The sequence below is a fragment of the Corynebacterium sp. NML180780 genome, from assembly GCF_007786415.1.
Classification (GTDB): Bacteria; Actinomycetota; Actinomycetes; order Mycobacteriales; family Mycobacteriaceae; genus Corynebacterium; species Corynebacterium gottingense.
In genome coordinates this window covers 22,057-36,916 of record NZ_VNKN01000004.1, presented here as the reverse complement: position 1 = coordinate 36,916, position 14,860 = coordinate 22,057, and the positions used below count along the sequence as shown (strand labels likewise).

At 67.0% G+C, this 14,860-nt stretch carries 16 protein-coding genes; 4 read left to right on the top strand and 12 right to left on the bottom strand.

What is annotated here, in order from left to right:
* Positions 1–26: 26 nt before the first annotated feature.
* From hisI to FPP74_RS03240, 12 genes are all read right to left on the bottom strand, one after another.
* Positions 27–395 carry a phosphoribosyl-AMP cyclohydrolase gene (hisI, locus tag FPP74_RS03290; RefSeq protein ID WP_095545920.1) on the bottom strand — a complete coding sequence of 123 codons (369 nt, stop codon included), beginning with the start codon at positions 393–395 and terminating at the stop codon, positions 27–29.
* Entirely contained in the window at positions 396–1,169 is a 774-nt protein-coding gene (gene hisF / locus FPP74_RS03285) for an imidazole glycerol phosphate synthase subunit HisF (protein WP_095545921.1), read from the bottom strand. It lies immediately after the preceding gene.
* Positions 1,170–1,215: 46 nt separating this feature from the next.
* Complete coding sequence (locus FPP74_RS03280; RefSeq protein WP_369801150.1) at positions 1,216–2,049, bottom strand: inositol monophosphatase; 834 nt, start codon at positions 2,047–2,049, stop codon at positions 1,216–1,218.
* A 30-nt stretch (positions 2,050–2,079) separates the two neighbouring features.
* On the bottom strand, positions 2,080–2,835 hold the full coding sequence (gene priA, locus FPP74_RS03275) for a bifunctional 1-(5-phosphoribosyl)-5-((5-phosphoribosylamino)methylideneamino)imidazole-4-carboxamide isomerase/phosphoribosylanthranilate isomerase PriA (RefSeq protein WP_095545922.1): 756 nt from the start codon (positions 2,833–2,835) through the stop codon (positions 2,080–2,082).
* 29 nt (positions 2,836–2,864) lie between these two features.
* On the bottom strand, positions 2,865–3,548 hold the full coding sequence (gene hisH / locus FPP74_RS03270; protein ID WP_144717151.1) for an imidazole glycerol phosphate synthase subunit HisH: 684 nt from the start codon (positions 3,546–3,548) through the stop codon (positions 2,865–2,867).
* Between the two features lie 11 nt (positions 3,549–3,559).
* Entirely contained in the window at positions 3,560–4,804 is a 1,245-nt protein-coding gene (locus FPP74_RS03265) for an MFS transporter (RefSeq protein WP_255456048.1), read from the bottom strand.
* 58 nt (positions 4,805–4,862) lie between these two features.
* Complete coding sequence (locus tag FPP74_RS12170) at positions 4,863–5,039, bottom strand: hypothetical protein (protein WP_158221631.1); 177 nt, start codon at positions 5,037–5,039, stop codon at positions 4,863–4,865.
* Positions 5,040–5,663: an imidazoleglycerol-phosphate dehydratase HisB gene (hisB, locus tag FPP74_RS03260; protein ID WP_144717150.1), complete on the bottom strand. Its 624-nt coding sequence runs from the start codon at positions 5,661–5,663 to the stop codon at positions 5,040–5,042.
* Positions 5,656–6,774 (bottom strand): histidinol-phosphate transaminase, encoded by a 1,119-nt coding sequence (locus FPP74_RS03255; RefSeq protein WP_144717149.1) that lies wholly within the window; start codon positions 6,772–6,774, stop codon positions 5,656–5,658. The genes hisB and FPP74_RS03255 overlap by 8 nt, the downstream gene beginning before the upstream one ends.
* A gap of 2 nt (positions 6,775–6,776) precedes the next feature.
* Positions 6,777–8,090 (bottom strand): histidinol dehydrogenase, encoded by a 1,314-nt coding sequence (gene hisD, locus FPP74_RS03250; protein WP_144717148.1) that lies wholly within the window; start codon positions 8,088–8,090, stop codon positions 6,777–6,779.
* Positions 8,091–8,204: 114 nt separating this feature from the next.
* Positions 8,205–8,777 (bottom strand): hypothetical protein, encoded by a 573-nt coding sequence (locus FPP74_RS03245; protein ID WP_144717147.1) that lies wholly within the window; start codon positions 8,775–8,777, stop codon positions 8,205–8,207.
* 13 nt (positions 8,778–8,790) lie between these two features.
* A complete protein-coding gene (locus FPP74_RS03240) occupies positions 8,791–9,567 on the bottom strand; it encodes a hypothetical protein (protein ID WP_144717146.1) in 777 nt (258 codons plus the stop codon).
* Positions 9,568–9,793: 226 nt separating this feature from the next.
* Between FPP74_RS03240 and FPP74_RS03235 the strand changes: the two genes are divergently transcribed.
* From FPP74_RS03235 to FPP74_RS03220, 4 genes are all read left to right on the top strand, one after another.
* Positions 9,794–10,381, top strand: a complete 588-nt coding sequence (locus tag FPP74_RS03235; protein WP_144717145.1) for a TetR family transcriptional regulator — start codon at positions 9,794–9,796, stop codon at positions 10,379–10,381.
* A gap of 39 nt (positions 10,382–10,420) precedes the next feature.
* Complete coding sequence (gene glgX, locus FPP74_RS03230; RefSeq protein ID WP_144717144.1) at positions 10,421–12,613, top strand: glycogen debranching protein GlgX; 2,193 nt, start codon at positions 10,421–10,423, stop codon at positions 12,611–12,613.
* Positions 12,614–12,694: 81 nt separating this feature from the next.
* Entirely contained in the window at positions 12,695–14,122 is a 1,428-nt protein-coding gene (locus tag FPP74_RS03225) for an exonuclease domain-containing protein (protein WP_144717143.1), read from the top strand.
* An 87-nt stretch (positions 14,123–14,209) separates the two neighbouring features.
* Positions 14,210–14,839, top strand: coding sequence for a hypothetical protein (locus FPP74_RS03220; RefSeq protein ID WP_144717142.1), 630 nt, complete (start codon positions 14,210–14,212; stop codon positions 14,837–14,839).
* Positions 14,840–14,860 lie beyond the last annotated feature (21 nt).

Here is a 14,860-nt window from a genome sequence, read left to right as displayed (position 1 = left end):
GTTGTGCTCCTTAGTAGTCGTGCGCGTCAGAGTAGCTGGTCCGCGTCAAAGCAAGTGCGATCGCCCGTGTGGCAGGCCCCACCGGTCTGTTCCACCGTGACAAGGAGGGTATCGCCGTCGCAGTCCAGACGCACCTCCGTCACACGCTGCACGTTCCCGCTGGTCAGTCCCTTAATCCAGTAGTCTTGGCGGGAGCGCGAATAGTAGGTCCCGCGCCGCGTGGCCAGCGTGTAGGCCAGCGCGTGGTCATCCATCCACGCCATCATAAGCACCTCGCGGGTGTCCGCCGCCTGCACCACTGCCGGAACGAGCCCCGCATCGTTGCGCTTCAAGCGCTGCGCAATCTCCGGGTCGAGCGCATACTCGGCAGGATTATCGCTGTGCTGGGTGTCCACTTACCGGACCTCCTTGCCGGCATCCCGCAGCGCGTCCTTCACCGCGGCGATGGAGACCTCGCCAAAGTGGAAGATCGATGCGGCAAGCACCGCGTCGCCACCTGCATCGACCACGGGCGGGAAGTGCTCCGCTTTACCGGCGCCGCCGGAGGCGATCACCGGGATCGTCACGGACTCTCGCACCGCGCGCAGCAGGTCCAGGTCGAACCCCTCCTTCGTGCCGTCACCGTCCATGGAGTTCAAGAGGATTTCACCCACGCCCAGGTCCTGGCCGGTGCGGGCCCACTCCACGGCGTCGATACCTGCTGAGCGCGTGCCGCCGTGGGTGGTGACCTCGAACCCGGACGGCTGTTCCGCGCCGCCTTCGGGGACGCGCCGCGCATCGACGGACAGCACGATGCACTGGGCGCCGAACTCCTCGCTGAGTTCACGCAGCAGCGACGGGTTCGCGATGGCTGCGGTATTCACGCTCACCTTGTCCGCTCCCGCGCGGAGGAGCTCGCGCACGTCGTCAGCAGAGCGCACTCCCCCGCCGACGGTGAGGGGAATGAACACCTGCTCCGCGGTGCGGCGCACGACATCCAACATGGTGCCGCGGCCCTCCTTCGACGCGGAGACGTCGAGGAACGTCAGCTCGTCGGCGCCTGCCTCCCCGTACTTCTTGGCCAGTTCGACCGGATCGCCGGCGTCGCGGAGGTTGGCAAAGTTAACCCCCTTGACCACCCGGCCCTCGTCCACGTCGAGGCACGGGATCACACGAATTGCAACGGGCATGAGCGGGCACGTCCTTTCGGGCAGGGCTACAGGGCTACAGGGCTATCTACACAACGGACTTCATCGTACTCAGGGTCCGAGCGTGCGCCTCTGGGGTGCCGAGCAGGGCGCCGACGGAACGCATGTGCCAGGGCTTGCCCACGGCGTCGGTCACGCGCGCGCCGGCGCAGCGCGCTAGGCACACGCCCGCCGCGTTGTCCCAGATGTGCGGCGAGAAGCTCACGGCCGCCTGGTAGATGCCCTGCGCCACGAACGCCAGGTCCACCCCCACGGAGCCGGAAATGCGGGGGCGCAGCTCCGTCTCCGCGAGCGCCCCGACAAGTCCCAGGCGCATCCGGGCAGGGAACCGCTGCCGGTCGTCCGAGCCGACGGAGCCCACGCCAACCTGCCACGCGGACGCCGTCCGGCTGTTCACCGGTGGCAACGCATCCCCGTTGAGCATGACCGGGCCGCCCGCGACGGCGCTCAGCTGCATGTCCATCAGCGGGATGTCCGTCAGCGCGAGGACCGGCTCGCCGCGCACCACCAGCGAGACCAGAATCGCGCAGTTGGGGTTGCCGGTCGAGTAGTTCGACGTGCCGTCGATGGGGTCCACGACCCAGCACGCGTGCTCGTTGAGCTCCCCGCCCTGCTCCTCCCCAAAGACGGGCACGCCGGTTTCTGACTCGAGGCGGCGCCGCAGGAGCGCCTCGATGGCCAGGTCCGCTTCGGTGGCGAAGTCCCCCTTCCCCTTATCCAACGCCGGCGCCGCCCCGAGGTGCGCGGTGAAGAGCTCGCGAGCTTGTGCTACCACGTCGCGCGCGGCGTCCATGCACCCGGGAAGGTCGACGCCTGTCCCCGCCGCATCGGTGTTGGAATCGGGCTGGTGCAACTCGCTCACGTGCGGTGCCCCTTCTCCTTCGTCTCGCAATTAGTCCTGGGCCGCGGGCGTGGCGTGTGCCACCGCGTCGAGCGCTTCGGTCAGCGTGAACTTCCGCTCGTAGAGCGCCTTGCCAATGATGGCCGAGTCGATGCCTTCCTCCGCGTAGCTGGCCAGCTCCCGCACGTGGTCGAGTGTGGCGATACCACCGGAGGCGGTCACCGCAGCGTCGCTCGCCGCCGAGACCTCCCGCAGCAGTTCGATGTTCGGACCGGTCAGGGTGCCGTCCTTGCTGACGTCGGTAAGCACAACGCGCGCGCACCCCGCCGCATCGAAGTACTCCAGGACCTCCCAGAGATCGCCCCCGTCCGAGGTCCAGCCGTTGCCCTTCGTGCGCCACTCGCCGGCTTCCTCGCGCACCGCCAGATCCACCGCGATCTTGTCACCAAAACGCGCGATGACATCGGCCGCCCACTGCGGGTTCTCCAGCGCTGCGGTACCGATGTTCACGCGACGCGCACCGGTGGCCAGGGCGCGCTCAAGCGAAGCGTCGTCCCGAATCCCCCCGGTCAGCTCCACCTGCACATCAAGCTTGCCGACGATGTCCGCCATCATCTCGTGATTCGACCCCCGCCCAAAGGCAGCGTCCAGGTCAACGAAGTGGAGCCACTGCGCCCCCTGCTCCTGCCAGCGAAGGGCAGCCTCCAACGGGTCGCCGTAGCTCTTCTCCGTCCCGGCCTCGCCCTGCTCGAGGCGGACGGCCTGGCCATCAACAACGTCTACGGCGGGCAGCAGTGTGAAATCCATGCACACATGGTAGCAGCGCCGCCACGCGTTTAGCGCAGCGTGTTCACCCAGTTCTCCAGCAGCGCCAGGCCTGCGTCTCCGGACTTCTCCGGGTGGAACTGCGTGGCCCACAACGGGCCGTTCTCCACCGCAGCGACGAACCGGCAGTCGCCGTGCGTTGCCCAGGTGACCTTGGGGTACGCGATGTAGTCGTCGGCGGACAGCGCGAAGTCGCGCACCCCGTAGGAGTGCACGAAGTAAAAGCGCGTCTGCGGGTCCAGACCGGCGAACATCTCACTGTTGTCCGCGATCTCGACGGTGTTCCAGCCCATATGCGGCAGCACCGAAGCCTCGAGCTTCTCAACCACCCCGGGCCACTCGCCGAGCCCCTTGGTGTCCACGCCGTGCTCCACGCCGCGGTCAAACAGCACCTGCAGGCCGACGCAGATCCCCAACACCGGGCGCGACCCGGCGAGGCGCTGGCCAATGACGCGACCGCCGTTGACGCGGTTGATGCCGCGCATGCACGCGTCGAACGCTCCCACCCCAGGAACAAGCAGGCCGTCAGCCTCCACGGCCACGTGCGGGTCTTGTGTGACGCTCACCTGCGCGCCGACATGCTCGAGGGCGCGCTGCGCGGAGCGGATATTGCCCGCTCCGTAATCAAGCAGGGCGACGCTGGGGGCACTGCTCGGCGTTGTCGCGTGGTCCGGGCGCTCAGGGGTGGCGTTCATGGTGGCTCATCTTACCGGTCGCGGCGGCGGTGGCGGCGCGGTGCCTGCACCGACTGGAGCCGGGCGGCGAGGTTGTTCACCTCAACCACGCGGTGGCGGCCCAGCTGGCGGTCCAGCAACGTCACCACCAGGCCGATCATGATGACCGCCGCGGAAATACCGAACATGGGCGAAAACGCCATCGTGGTCAGCAGCATGCCGTAGAAGGTCGAGCCGAGCCCGGTGCCGCCGTCGTAGGCCACGTTCCAAATCGCCGCGGCTTCTGAGGTCTTGGACCGGGGCAGCCGGTAGAACATCATGGTCAGCGCCTCGTTCTGCACGGCGCCGAAGCCGAGTCCGTACAGCAGCGCCGCGAGCACCATCCACCACACAGACAGCTGGAACACCAGGATCGCGGCGATGAGGAAGACGCCGAGGGCGGCGGTGATCTGGAAACGAATCATCACGGTACCCGGGTACCCCACGCGGTCCATGACGTGGCCCGCGTAGTAGCGCGAGAGCATGGAGGCGAAGTTCATGAACCCCAGCATGAGCCCGCCCAGGGTTGCGCCGGCGACAGGGTCGAGCTCGCGCATCGACGCCGGCAGGAAGTTCGTAATCGCACCGTATGCGGTGGTGACGAACATTAGCGCGAGCGCAGGGACGAGCACCAACCGCCAGATCGGCACGTAAATGTGGTCCGTCTCCGACGTTTCCTTCTCCGGCGGCGGGATGGGCGGGATGCCCTGGCAGGCCACGAGCGCGAGCAGGCCGACGCCACCCGCGATCAGGTAGACAGCGTCGTACCCGATGCGCTGGACCAGGGCCATGCCAGTGGGCAGCGCGATCATCTGTGCCAGGCCAATCATGATGCCCACCACGCCGGTCGCGCGGCCCAGCAGGCTGATGGGTACCAGCTCCGCGACGATCGCCGCCTCCGCCACCGTCAGCGCACCGAATCCCACGCCGCGGATCGCGGAAATGGTGAGCACCTCGGGCGCTCCCATCCCGAGGAGGTACCCCACCGCGGGGAAGCCCAGGAGGAACGCGGAAACCGACATCACAGTGGTGTAGCCAAACTTTCGTAGCAGCCGCGGAGTAAATACCTGTGTGGTGACGGTAAAGAGCATGAACACACCGGTCGTGGTGCCGGCGAGTGTCTCGCCCCCGCCAGCGTCAAGGACGGCGGTGGGAACGACGGGCAGGAGCAGGGCCCACGCGCCGAACGCGCACGCCATGGCCACGAAGACCGCTTTAAGACCGCGTGCCTGCCACACACTTGTTAGGGAATTGATCTCTTCCGTAGTCACAGGACGACGGGAAAAGAAGGACACCTCACACCACCTTTGCCATGTTGAACAGCGCGAACACGAATGCCAGCGCAGCGAGTAGAGCTAATACAATTGTGACGGCCTTTGAGCCGTGTTGATACGCCGACCACACTCCCCCGGCGAGCAGCCCGGCAAGCAGGAAGAGGACGACAACCCACATTCCGGCAGCGACGTTAAACACCTACAGCGCCCCCTTCGTCGACGGCACCCCCGTGATACGGGGGTCGCGTTCCACCGCCTGGCGCAGGCTGCGGGCCACCGCCTTGTACTCCGCCTCCGTGATGTGGTGCGGGTCGCGCCCGTAGCGCACGTTGAGGTGGAGCGTGAGGCGCGCGTTGTACGCCAGCGTCTCGAAGAAGTGGCGGTTGATCACGGTGGCGTAGTGCCCGCCGATGACCTGCCAGTCCATGTGCTCGGGCTCGCCGTGCATGACAAAGTACGGCCGCCCGGACAGGTCGACGACACCTTCCACCAGGGTCTCGTCCATGGGCAGCAGCATCGAGCCGAACCGGCGGATACCGCGCTTGTCACCGATGGCGTCGATAAGCGCCCAGCCCAGCGTGATGGCGGTGTCCTCGACGGTGTGGTGGGCGTCGATGTGCGTATCACCCTGGGCACGCACGGAGAGGTCGAACGCGCCGTGGGTGCCAAACGCGGTGAGCATGTGGTCAAAAAATGGCAGGCCGGTGTCAACCTCGACTTGTCCCGTGCCGTCAAGGTTGATCTGCACCGTAATGTCGGACTCGCTGGTCGTGCGGGTCGCGGTGCCGATGCGCTGCGCGGCTGGCGCCGGAGACTCAGCCATGGGAAACCTCCTTCGCTGCGGTGAGAAATGCGTCGTTTTCGTGCGGTAAGCCGATGGTCGCGCGCAGGTGGCCGGCCACCCCGACGTCGCGAATCAGCACGCCGCGATCGAGGAACTCCTGCCACGCGGCGGGCGCGTTGGCAAACGGCCCGAAGAAGACGAAGTTCGACTCGCTCGGCACGACATCGTAGTCCATCTCCTCCAGCGCCGCCTGGACTCGGTCGCGCTCCTGCGCGAGCTTCTCCACGGTTTCCAGGGTCTGCCCCGCGAACCGAAGCGCCACGCGCGCGGCCGCCTGCGCAAGCACCGAGAGGTGGTACGGCAGCCGCACGAGCATCACTGCCTGGATAAACGCCGGCGCCGCCACGAAGTAGCCGAGCCGCCCGCCCGCAAAATCGAAGGCCTTGGACATGGTCCGCGACACCACGAGCTTCTCCGGGTACCGCTCCAGCAGCGTCACCGCCGAAGCGCTCGGCGAGAACTCGGCGTACGCCTCGTCCACGATCACGATGCCCGGCGCGGCTTGGATGAGCCGCTCGATGTCGTCCAGGCTCGTTACGTCGCCAGTCGGGTTGTTCGGCGTGGTCACAAAGATGACGTCGGGCGCATGCTTATCGACGCCCACCAGCGCCGCCTGAAGATCAATCCGGAAGTCCTCACCGCGCGGGACCGCGATGAACTCCGTTTGCGTGCCCGCAGACAGAATCGGGTGCATGGAGTAGCTGGGGACGAACCCCATCGCGCTGCGGCCGGGGCCGGCGAAGGCCTGCAGCAGCTGCTGGAGGATTTCGTTCGAGCCGTTGGCCGCCCAGACGTTGTCGCGGGTGACGCGGACGCCGGTCTGGCCGCTGATGTAGGCGGCGAGGTCGCTACGAAGCGCGAGCGCGTCGCGGTCCGGGTAGCGGTTGAGGTCGCCGGCGACGGCGGCAACTTCCTGCACGAGGGCGTCGATAAGCTCCTGCGATGGCGGGTACGGGTTCTCATTGGTATTCAGCGCGACCGGGACCTTGAGCTGCGGCGCGCCGTATGCGGACTTGCCGCGCAGTTCATCGCGCAGCGGCAGCCCGGCGAGCTCGGTGGACGCGGCGAGTGTGCCGTCCTGAAACTGCATGGTTAGCGGCCTCCTTCGAGTCGTGCGCGGATGGATTCGCCGTGGGCGGGCAGCTGCTCCTCGGCGGCCAGGGTGATGATCGCCTGGCCGATCTCCGCCAGCGCGGCCTGGTCGTACTCGATGAGGTTGACCGGCTTGAGAAAGGTGTGGGTGGACAGTCCTGCGGAGAAGCGCGCGGTGCCGGACGTGGGCAGGACGTGGTTGGATCCGGCGGCGTAGTCGCCAAGCGGCACCGGCGAGTACGGGCCGACGAAAATCGCGCCGGCGTTGGTCACGCGCTCCGCAATCTCCCTGGCGTTGGAGGTGTGGACTTCGAGGTGCTCCGGGGCGTAGGCGTCGGCCACGGCGACCGCGGCGTCCTTGTCGTTCACCAGCACGATGCCGGACTGCGCCCCGCCCAGCGCGCTGCGGGCACGCTCCGCGTTGAGCGTGGACGTGGAGTGCTGCTCCACCAGCTCGTCGACGCGGCGCGCGAACGCTTCCGAGTCAGTGATGAGGACACTGGCCGCCTGCTCGTCGTGCTCCGCCTGGGAAATGAGGTCCAGCGCGACGTACTCGGCGTTGGCGTGCTCGTCCGCGATCACCGCGATCTCGCTGGGGCCCGCCTCCGCGTCGATGCCAACCACGCCGTTGACCAGGCGTTTGGCGGCGGCGACGAAAATGTTGCCGGGCCCGGTGACCATGTCCACCGGCTCGAGCTCGGCTGCGTCGTCGCCGTACGCCATGAGCGCCACGGCCTGTGCGCCACCGACCGCCCAGACCTCGGTGATGCCGAGCAAGGAGCAGGCGGCGAGCGTGGTCGGGTGCGGCCAGCCGCCGAACTCCTCCTGGGGTGGTGTGCACACCACCATGGAGGTGGCACCCGCCTCCTGCGCCGGGATGACGTTCATGAGCACGCTCGACGGGTAGACCGCCTTGCCCCCGGGGACGTAGAGGCCCACGCGGTTGATGGGAACGAACTTTTCGGTGACGTGCGCCGACGCCGCCAGGCGCGTCGTGTGCGCCGCTGGCTTCTGCTCCGCGTGGACGCGGCGGATGCGCTGGATGGCCAGCTCAAGCGCGTCACGAACTGCGGGGTCAAGGTCGGCGACGGCCCGCTCAATGACCTCGGCGGGCACGCGCACCGACGCGGGGCGGATCCGGTCGAACTGTTCGCCGTATTCCAGGGCTTTCGCAGCTCCTCCGGTGCGCACGGCCTCCACCATCGGCGCCACGGTGGTCAGTACCGCGTTCACGTCCGTCCCGCCGCGCGGTAGTGCGCGACGGAGCTCGGATGTCGTCGGCGTGGTGTCCCGGAGGTCGGTGACGTGCAGCATGGAAACTCCCAACATCGCTCGCGTTGCTTTGAGGTACGGGGCGCGGCCTTTGCGTGGCTATGCCCCAGGACGTTTCCAGTGTAGGGGTCGGTACCGCTGCGCGCGGCAAGTTCGTCAGTCAGTTGGCGGCTCGTCCCGCTCCACCACGAGGGACATCGCATTGAAGGCCCAATAGATCAGGGAGGAGACAAACGGGCCGACCAACCATGCAGCGCCGAGTTTGGCGGGAGGCACCATCTCGACCTGCTGGCCGTCGGCCAGGTTCGCGTGGTCCAGCGGGTGCAGCGCCGCGGCGAGCACGTCGCCGGTAACGGCCACCGTCAGGACCGCGGAGACCGCGCAGGCGATGAGCCAACATAGCGAGCCGAGGCCTCCACGGGTGCGTCGAGTAGCGAACTGGCGCAACGCGACGACGGCCAGGACGACGCCGATGGCCAGAGTGATCAGGCTGAACCAGCCGGTCGCGGCGAACTCCACGTTTTCCGGACTGGCCACCTGGTCGATGGCGAGCCTCCCGTGATCCGCCGTGCCCACGTACGCCGGGCGCAGCCAGCCCCACACGAGGCCGCCGCCAATACCAAGCAGCAGCGCGCACACTACAAGGCCCGCGTCCGCCCCGATCCGGGCTGGGAACCTCGGGATGCGGGGCCGCGACGCGGGCTGGGTTGTTTCTAATGCGGTACTCAACGAGGGGCGCTGACTAGTTGCAGAGCTTCCAGCGGCCATCCTCGCGCTGGAAGAGCTGGGTCTGGGTATCCTCGCCGGAATCATTCTTGGCCGTCACGGACGCGGAGGCGCGGTCGCCGTCAACGCGCACGTCCGCCAGGGAGATCTCGGACTTCGGCAGGTCCATGGTCATGCCGGCATCTTCCTGCATCCGCGCCGCTTCCTCGACGGAGTCCAGGGTCATGCCCTGGCGCTCCAGTTCCTCCATCGCGGGGTCGCGCACGGCCTTGCAGGAGTTATCCAGGATGGTGCGGGTCCAGGTGGCGAGCGACTCCGGGTTGGAGACGGCCTCGACGACCTTGGTCATCTCATCGATGTCGCCCTGCGACGCATCCTGGCCACCAGCGATCGGCTCGTGGGTGACCTGCTCGTACTCGCCGTCCGCAAACGGGTTGGCAATGGTGGGCACATCGCCGTTCTCGCCCTGGTTGTCGGAGCCAGAACCCTTCTCGCCGGAGTCCTTGGCATCCTTGTCCGAGGTCTTCTTCGCGGCATCCCCGCCCTTGGAGTCCTGAGCCTCCTGGCCGTCCTTCTGGTCCTTGTCGTCCCCGGACTTCTTTTCCGATTCCTTCGCGGCGCCGTCGACGGACTCGGTGTTGTCGGCCCCGTTGTCCCCGGCGGCCTCTGCTGCCGTGGACAGACCGCCGCCTTTGGTTTCCTCCCCTGAGCCACACGCAGACAGTGTCAAGGTCAGGGCGATTGCCGTGACACCTGCTGCAGCAGCTTTCGTCGTCTTGGTGGAAAACCTCACGAATTACCTCTCTTCATCTCCCGGGAAGTCGGACCGCCCGGGTTCGTATCGCTCTTGGACGCGCGAACGCACGCTCGAGATACTTGTAAGTTGTCTCGACCATCCTAACAACACCCAGCTGGGGCAATCGTCGAGTTGAGGTGACAACATTCTGGGCGCTTCCTGTGAGCAATCGGGGCAATGAACCTCCCGTGCCCTGACTGCACCACAGTTACGATGGAGCATTATGCAGTTGACCCGGGACACCATTACCGCATCCGCGCTGCGCATTTTGGCAGAGTACGGGCTGGCGGACGTCTCTATGCGCCGCGTGGCCACCTCACTCGGCGTTGCCCCGGGGGCATTGTATTGGCACATCGAGAACAAACAGGAGCTCATCTCCTGCCTTGCCGCGGAGATTGTGCGACCAGTTGCAGCCGGCGCCGCGGGGGAGGCGACCGCGCCGGAACAGCTCGCGCGCTCCCTCCGGGAGGCCGTCCTGGGCATCCGCGATGGCGCCGAGGTCGTGCTCGCGGCAATGAGCCAGCCGGGAGCGCGCATCCGCGGGGAGCTTTCCACCGTCTTTGAGGAGGCAGTGCGGGAAGTCGCGAACGAGGGCGCTCCGGCAAGTGTCCTTCGCTCAGCGGCGGCGGGCCTGGTCACCATGACGCTTGGCGCGGCGACGGTGTACCAATCAGGCGCGCAGCTGGCGGAAGCCACCGGGGAGCGGCCGGTGGTGGGCGCCGAGGAAGCGACGCGCGAGCACGAGGAAGGCGTCGCGCTCCTCATGGCGGGGTTGCGCGCTGGAGGCACGACGGGCAAGACAGGCGCGTAGCCGGGACCGAGCGCGCAAATTTGGCTAGGATCGGTCGACATGACTGAACCTACTGCACCTTCTGATGCACCCACCACCTCCGAGGCACCGATCGTGTGGCCAGGATCCGCATACCCGCTTGGCTCCACCTACGACGGAGCCGGCACGAACTTCGCACTGTTCTCCGGTGTCGCCGATGCCGTCGAGCTGTGCCTGATCGACGACGACGGGGCCGAAACGCGCGTCCCCCTCGAAGAGATGGACAACCACGTCTGGCACGGCTACCTCCCCGGCATCGCCCCCGGCCAGCGCTACGGCTACCGCGTCCACGGGCCGTGGGACCCGGCTGACGGCAAGCGCTGCGACCCGAGCAAGCTGCTCATCGACCCCTACGCACGCGCATTCGACGGCTCCTTTGACACCCACTCCGCGCTTTTTTCCTACGACCCGGACGCTGAGGAACCCGGCACCGGCCGCAACGAGGAAGACTCTTTGGGTCACACCATGCTTTCGGTGGTGATCAACCCGTTCTTCGATTGGGGCGACGACCGCAGCCCGCGCATCCCCGACGAGGAAACGGTGATTTACGAGTGCCACGTCAAGGGCATGACGCAGTCGCACCCGGACATCCCGGAAAACCTGCGCGGCACCTACGCCGGTATGGCACACCCCGCAATGGTGGAATACCTCAAGGACCTCGGCGTCACCTCCGTCGAGCTGCTGCCGATCCACCAGTTCTTCCAGGACGACCGCCTGAAGGAAATGGGGCTGCGCAACTACTGGGGCTACAACACCTTCGGCTTCTTCGCCCCGGAGCACGACTACGCCTCCACCTCCAACCCCGGCGACGCCGTGGCCGAGTTCAAGCACCTGGTGCGCGCCTACCACGAGGCGGGCATGGAGATCATCCTGGACGTGGTGTACAACCACACCGCGGAGGGCAACCACATGGGCCCGACGATTGCGTTCCGCGGCATTGATAATGAGGCGTACTACCGCCTGGTGGACGATGACAAGTACCACTACATGGACTACACGGGGACGGGCAACTCCTTTAACGTGCGCGACCCGCACTCGCTGCAGCTGATTATGGACAGCCTCCGCTACTGGGTCACTGAGATGCACGTCGACGGTTTCCGCTTCGACCTCGCCTCCACCCTTGCCCGAGAGTTCTCCGATGTGGACCGCCTGGCCACCTTCTTCGACCTCGTGCAGCAGGACCCGGTTGTCAGCCAGGTCAAGCTCATCGCGGAGCCGTGGGACGTCGGCGAGGGCGGCTACCAGGTGGGCAACTTCCCGTCGCTGTGGAGCGAGTGGAACGGCAAGTACCGCGACACCATGCGTGACTTCTGGCGCGGCGAGGGCTCCACCCTGGGCGAGTTCGCGTCCCGCCTCACCGGCTCCTCGGACCTGTACCAACACAACGATCGCCGCCCGACCGCGTCGATCAACTTCATCACCGCGCACGACGGCTTCACGCTCAATGACCTGGTGAGCTACAACGAGAAGCACAACGACGCGAACGGCGAGGACAACCGCGACGGCGAGAGCCACAACCGCTCCTGGAACTGTGGCGTGGAGGGCCCGACGGACGATCCGGAGGTGCGCCAGCTCCGCGCCCAGCAGCGCCGCAACTTCCTCACCACGCTCCTGTTGTCCCAGGGCACGCCCATGATCGCCCACGGCGACGAGTTTGCGCGCACCCAAGGCGGCAACAACAACGTCTACTGCCAGGACAACGAGATCGCCTGGATGAACTGGGACCGCCTGGACGAGGCAAACGAGCTCCACGACTTCACCAAACGCCTCATTGCCATCCGCAAGGCCCACCCCGTCTTCCGCCGCCGTCGCTTCCTCTCCGGTGGTGCGCTGGGTGAGGACGTGCTGGACCGCGAGATCGCCTGGCTCGTCCCGGACGGGCAGCAAATGGAGCAGAAGGACTGGGACTTCGCCTTTGGCAAGGCGCTGATGGTCTACCTCAACGGCGACGCGATCTCCGAACCCGATTCGCGCGGCCACCGCATCACGGACGATTCCTTCGTGCTCATGTTCAACGCCCACTACGAGGACATCGAGTTCCGCATCCCGCCGCAGAAGTTCGGCGCGAAGTGGGAGGTGCTCATCGACACGACCGAGCCCCTGGGCTACCCCGTCGGCTTCGATCCCGCCGACGCTGAGGGCACCCTGACCGTGCCTGCCCGCTCCACCATGGTGCTCAAGCAGATCGAGCCGCCGGTGATGCCGGAGGACTAAGGGGCAGGTGCTTATCGACGCCCCACCGACCCGGTAGACTAGTGCGAACCCGCATTTGCCTGTGATTGGAGAGTAGTTCACGTGATTTCCGCCCACGGCGCCCTGGTAACGGTGACCAACTCGAAGGTGGTGTGGCGCCCCTCGCCGCTCGCCGCCGCCCTCGCGGGCAAGTCCGACGAGCACAGCGTGGACGTCGCGGACATCACCGAGGTGACCACCGAGCCCGGGGACGGGTGGCAAGAAGGCCGCCTCTCCTTCACGCTCGGGGCCGGGGACACCAAGGTGGTGCGCTTCGCGCCCGGCGAGGCGTCGCAGGTAGAAGCGCTCGCGTCGCTCGTGGCTGCGGCGCGCCGGGGCGAAGCCCCGGACGTCGATAATGCGGAAGCCTCTGGCGCGATCCCCGGCTTCGATTTCGTGGGGTTCGACGTGGAGACCGCCAACCCCAACTGGGGCTCCATCTGCCAGATTGGGCTGGTCAAGTTTGTGGACGGCGAAGAGGTCGACCGCGTGTCGTGGCTGTGCCAGCCCCCGGAGAGCTGCAACCAGTTCGAGCCGGGCAACGTGGCCATCCACGGGATTACCGCCGATGATGTGGCTGACGCGCCCGGCGTGGCTGATCGCATCGACGCGATGATTGGCTTCGTCGGCGAGCTGCCGTTGGTCGCGCACAACGCGCAGTTTGACGCCTCGGCGCTGCACAGCGCGTGCGTGGCTACGGGGCACCCGGTTCCGCCCATGCTGTTCGCGTGCACGCTCGCGCAGTCGCGCGCGGAGCGCCTTGACGTGCGCAACCACCGCCTGCCCACGCTTTCGGAGTATTTCGGTGTGGGCCTGGACAACCACCACGACGCGTGCGCCGACGCTGCCGCGTGCGCCGGCATCATGCTCGGCCTGGCGCGCCGGGCGCACCACACAGGCTCCCTGGCCAGCTTCGTGCACAGCAGCGGCTTTGTGCTGGGCACCATCGAGCAGGCGAAGGTCACACCGGTGACGCGGGACCGCTCCGGGAAGCGGAGCGCCGCGCAGGCGGAGCTGCTCGCCGATGGCGGCGTGCAGGCCGTCGTGGAGGCTGCCGCCGCGCCGCGCGGCAGCAACCAGGCCGGGCCGAAGCGCGGTGGGCAATCCGGCTCGGGCAAGGGTGCGGGGGCCTCGAGCGGCGGGCAGCGCGGCCCGGCTCCCTGGCAGTCTGTGGCCACGCCCGACAAGGTCCCCGAGCCGAACCTGGACGCCAGCCCGGATTCGCCGCTGTACGGCCAGCACGTCACGCTTACCGGCGAATTCGAGCCCTTTGACAAGGGCACGCTCTGGAACGGCATCGCCGAGCACGGCGGCCAGGTGGGCAAGAACGTGACCAAGAAGACGACGATCCTGGTGGTCGGCGCCTGGAACAGCGTCACCTCGAAGGAAAAGCGCGCCAAGGAACTGCAGGAAAAGGGCCAGGAGATCCAGATCTGGCAGGCGGATCGCCTGCTTTCGGTGCTCGAGCTTGACGACGAACCACCGTTCTGACCTGCCAACTCCCCCCTCCGTCAAAAAAATTTCAATTTCTTCGGCAACGCATGGAACCGGAGCGGCACTTTTTGCGTCTAATAGTGCATGACGCATTTTTCTGACACCCTGGCTCCCCGCGCCCCGGAGCTGCCCGCCTTGCTCATCCCCCGCCTCGCCCGGCGCGACGAGCGTTATTCCACCGGCCCGTACGCGTGGCTCACGCCCGGGCTGAGCTCGTCAACTGCGTACGTCGGCCTGTCGCCCGGCCTGGCGTGCGTGTTTGACACCCCGGCAACGGCCGCGCTCACGCACCAGCAAGTGGGCATGTTGGGCTTTTCGGAGCACCAAGCGTGGAAGCACGCTGCCGCGCGCCTGCTCCGCTTCGCCGAGGAGCGCGGCCAGGAGGAGGCGTTTTGGGTCCGGGACCCGTCCATCGCGCTCGCTGGTGCCCCGGGCTCGCTCCCGCGCGGCGTTGAGGTCCAAGCACTTGGGTGGACGGCCGCGGGGTGGGTGACGCACCCGACAACCTTCGACGTGCTGCACTCGCACTTCACGGAAGTACTGCGCCCGGAGCACGAATTGCTGTACTACGTTGCTGATGACAACAAGTTGTTCGTCTTCGACGCACCACCGAGGGACGTCGCCGGTGTCGTCGGTTGGGAGCGCCTGATGCGGTACTCACTCGGCTTCCCGCTCCTGCTATGCCGTCCGCGCAAGGTACGCCGCTTTTACTAGCCACCTCGCTATGGTGAATGG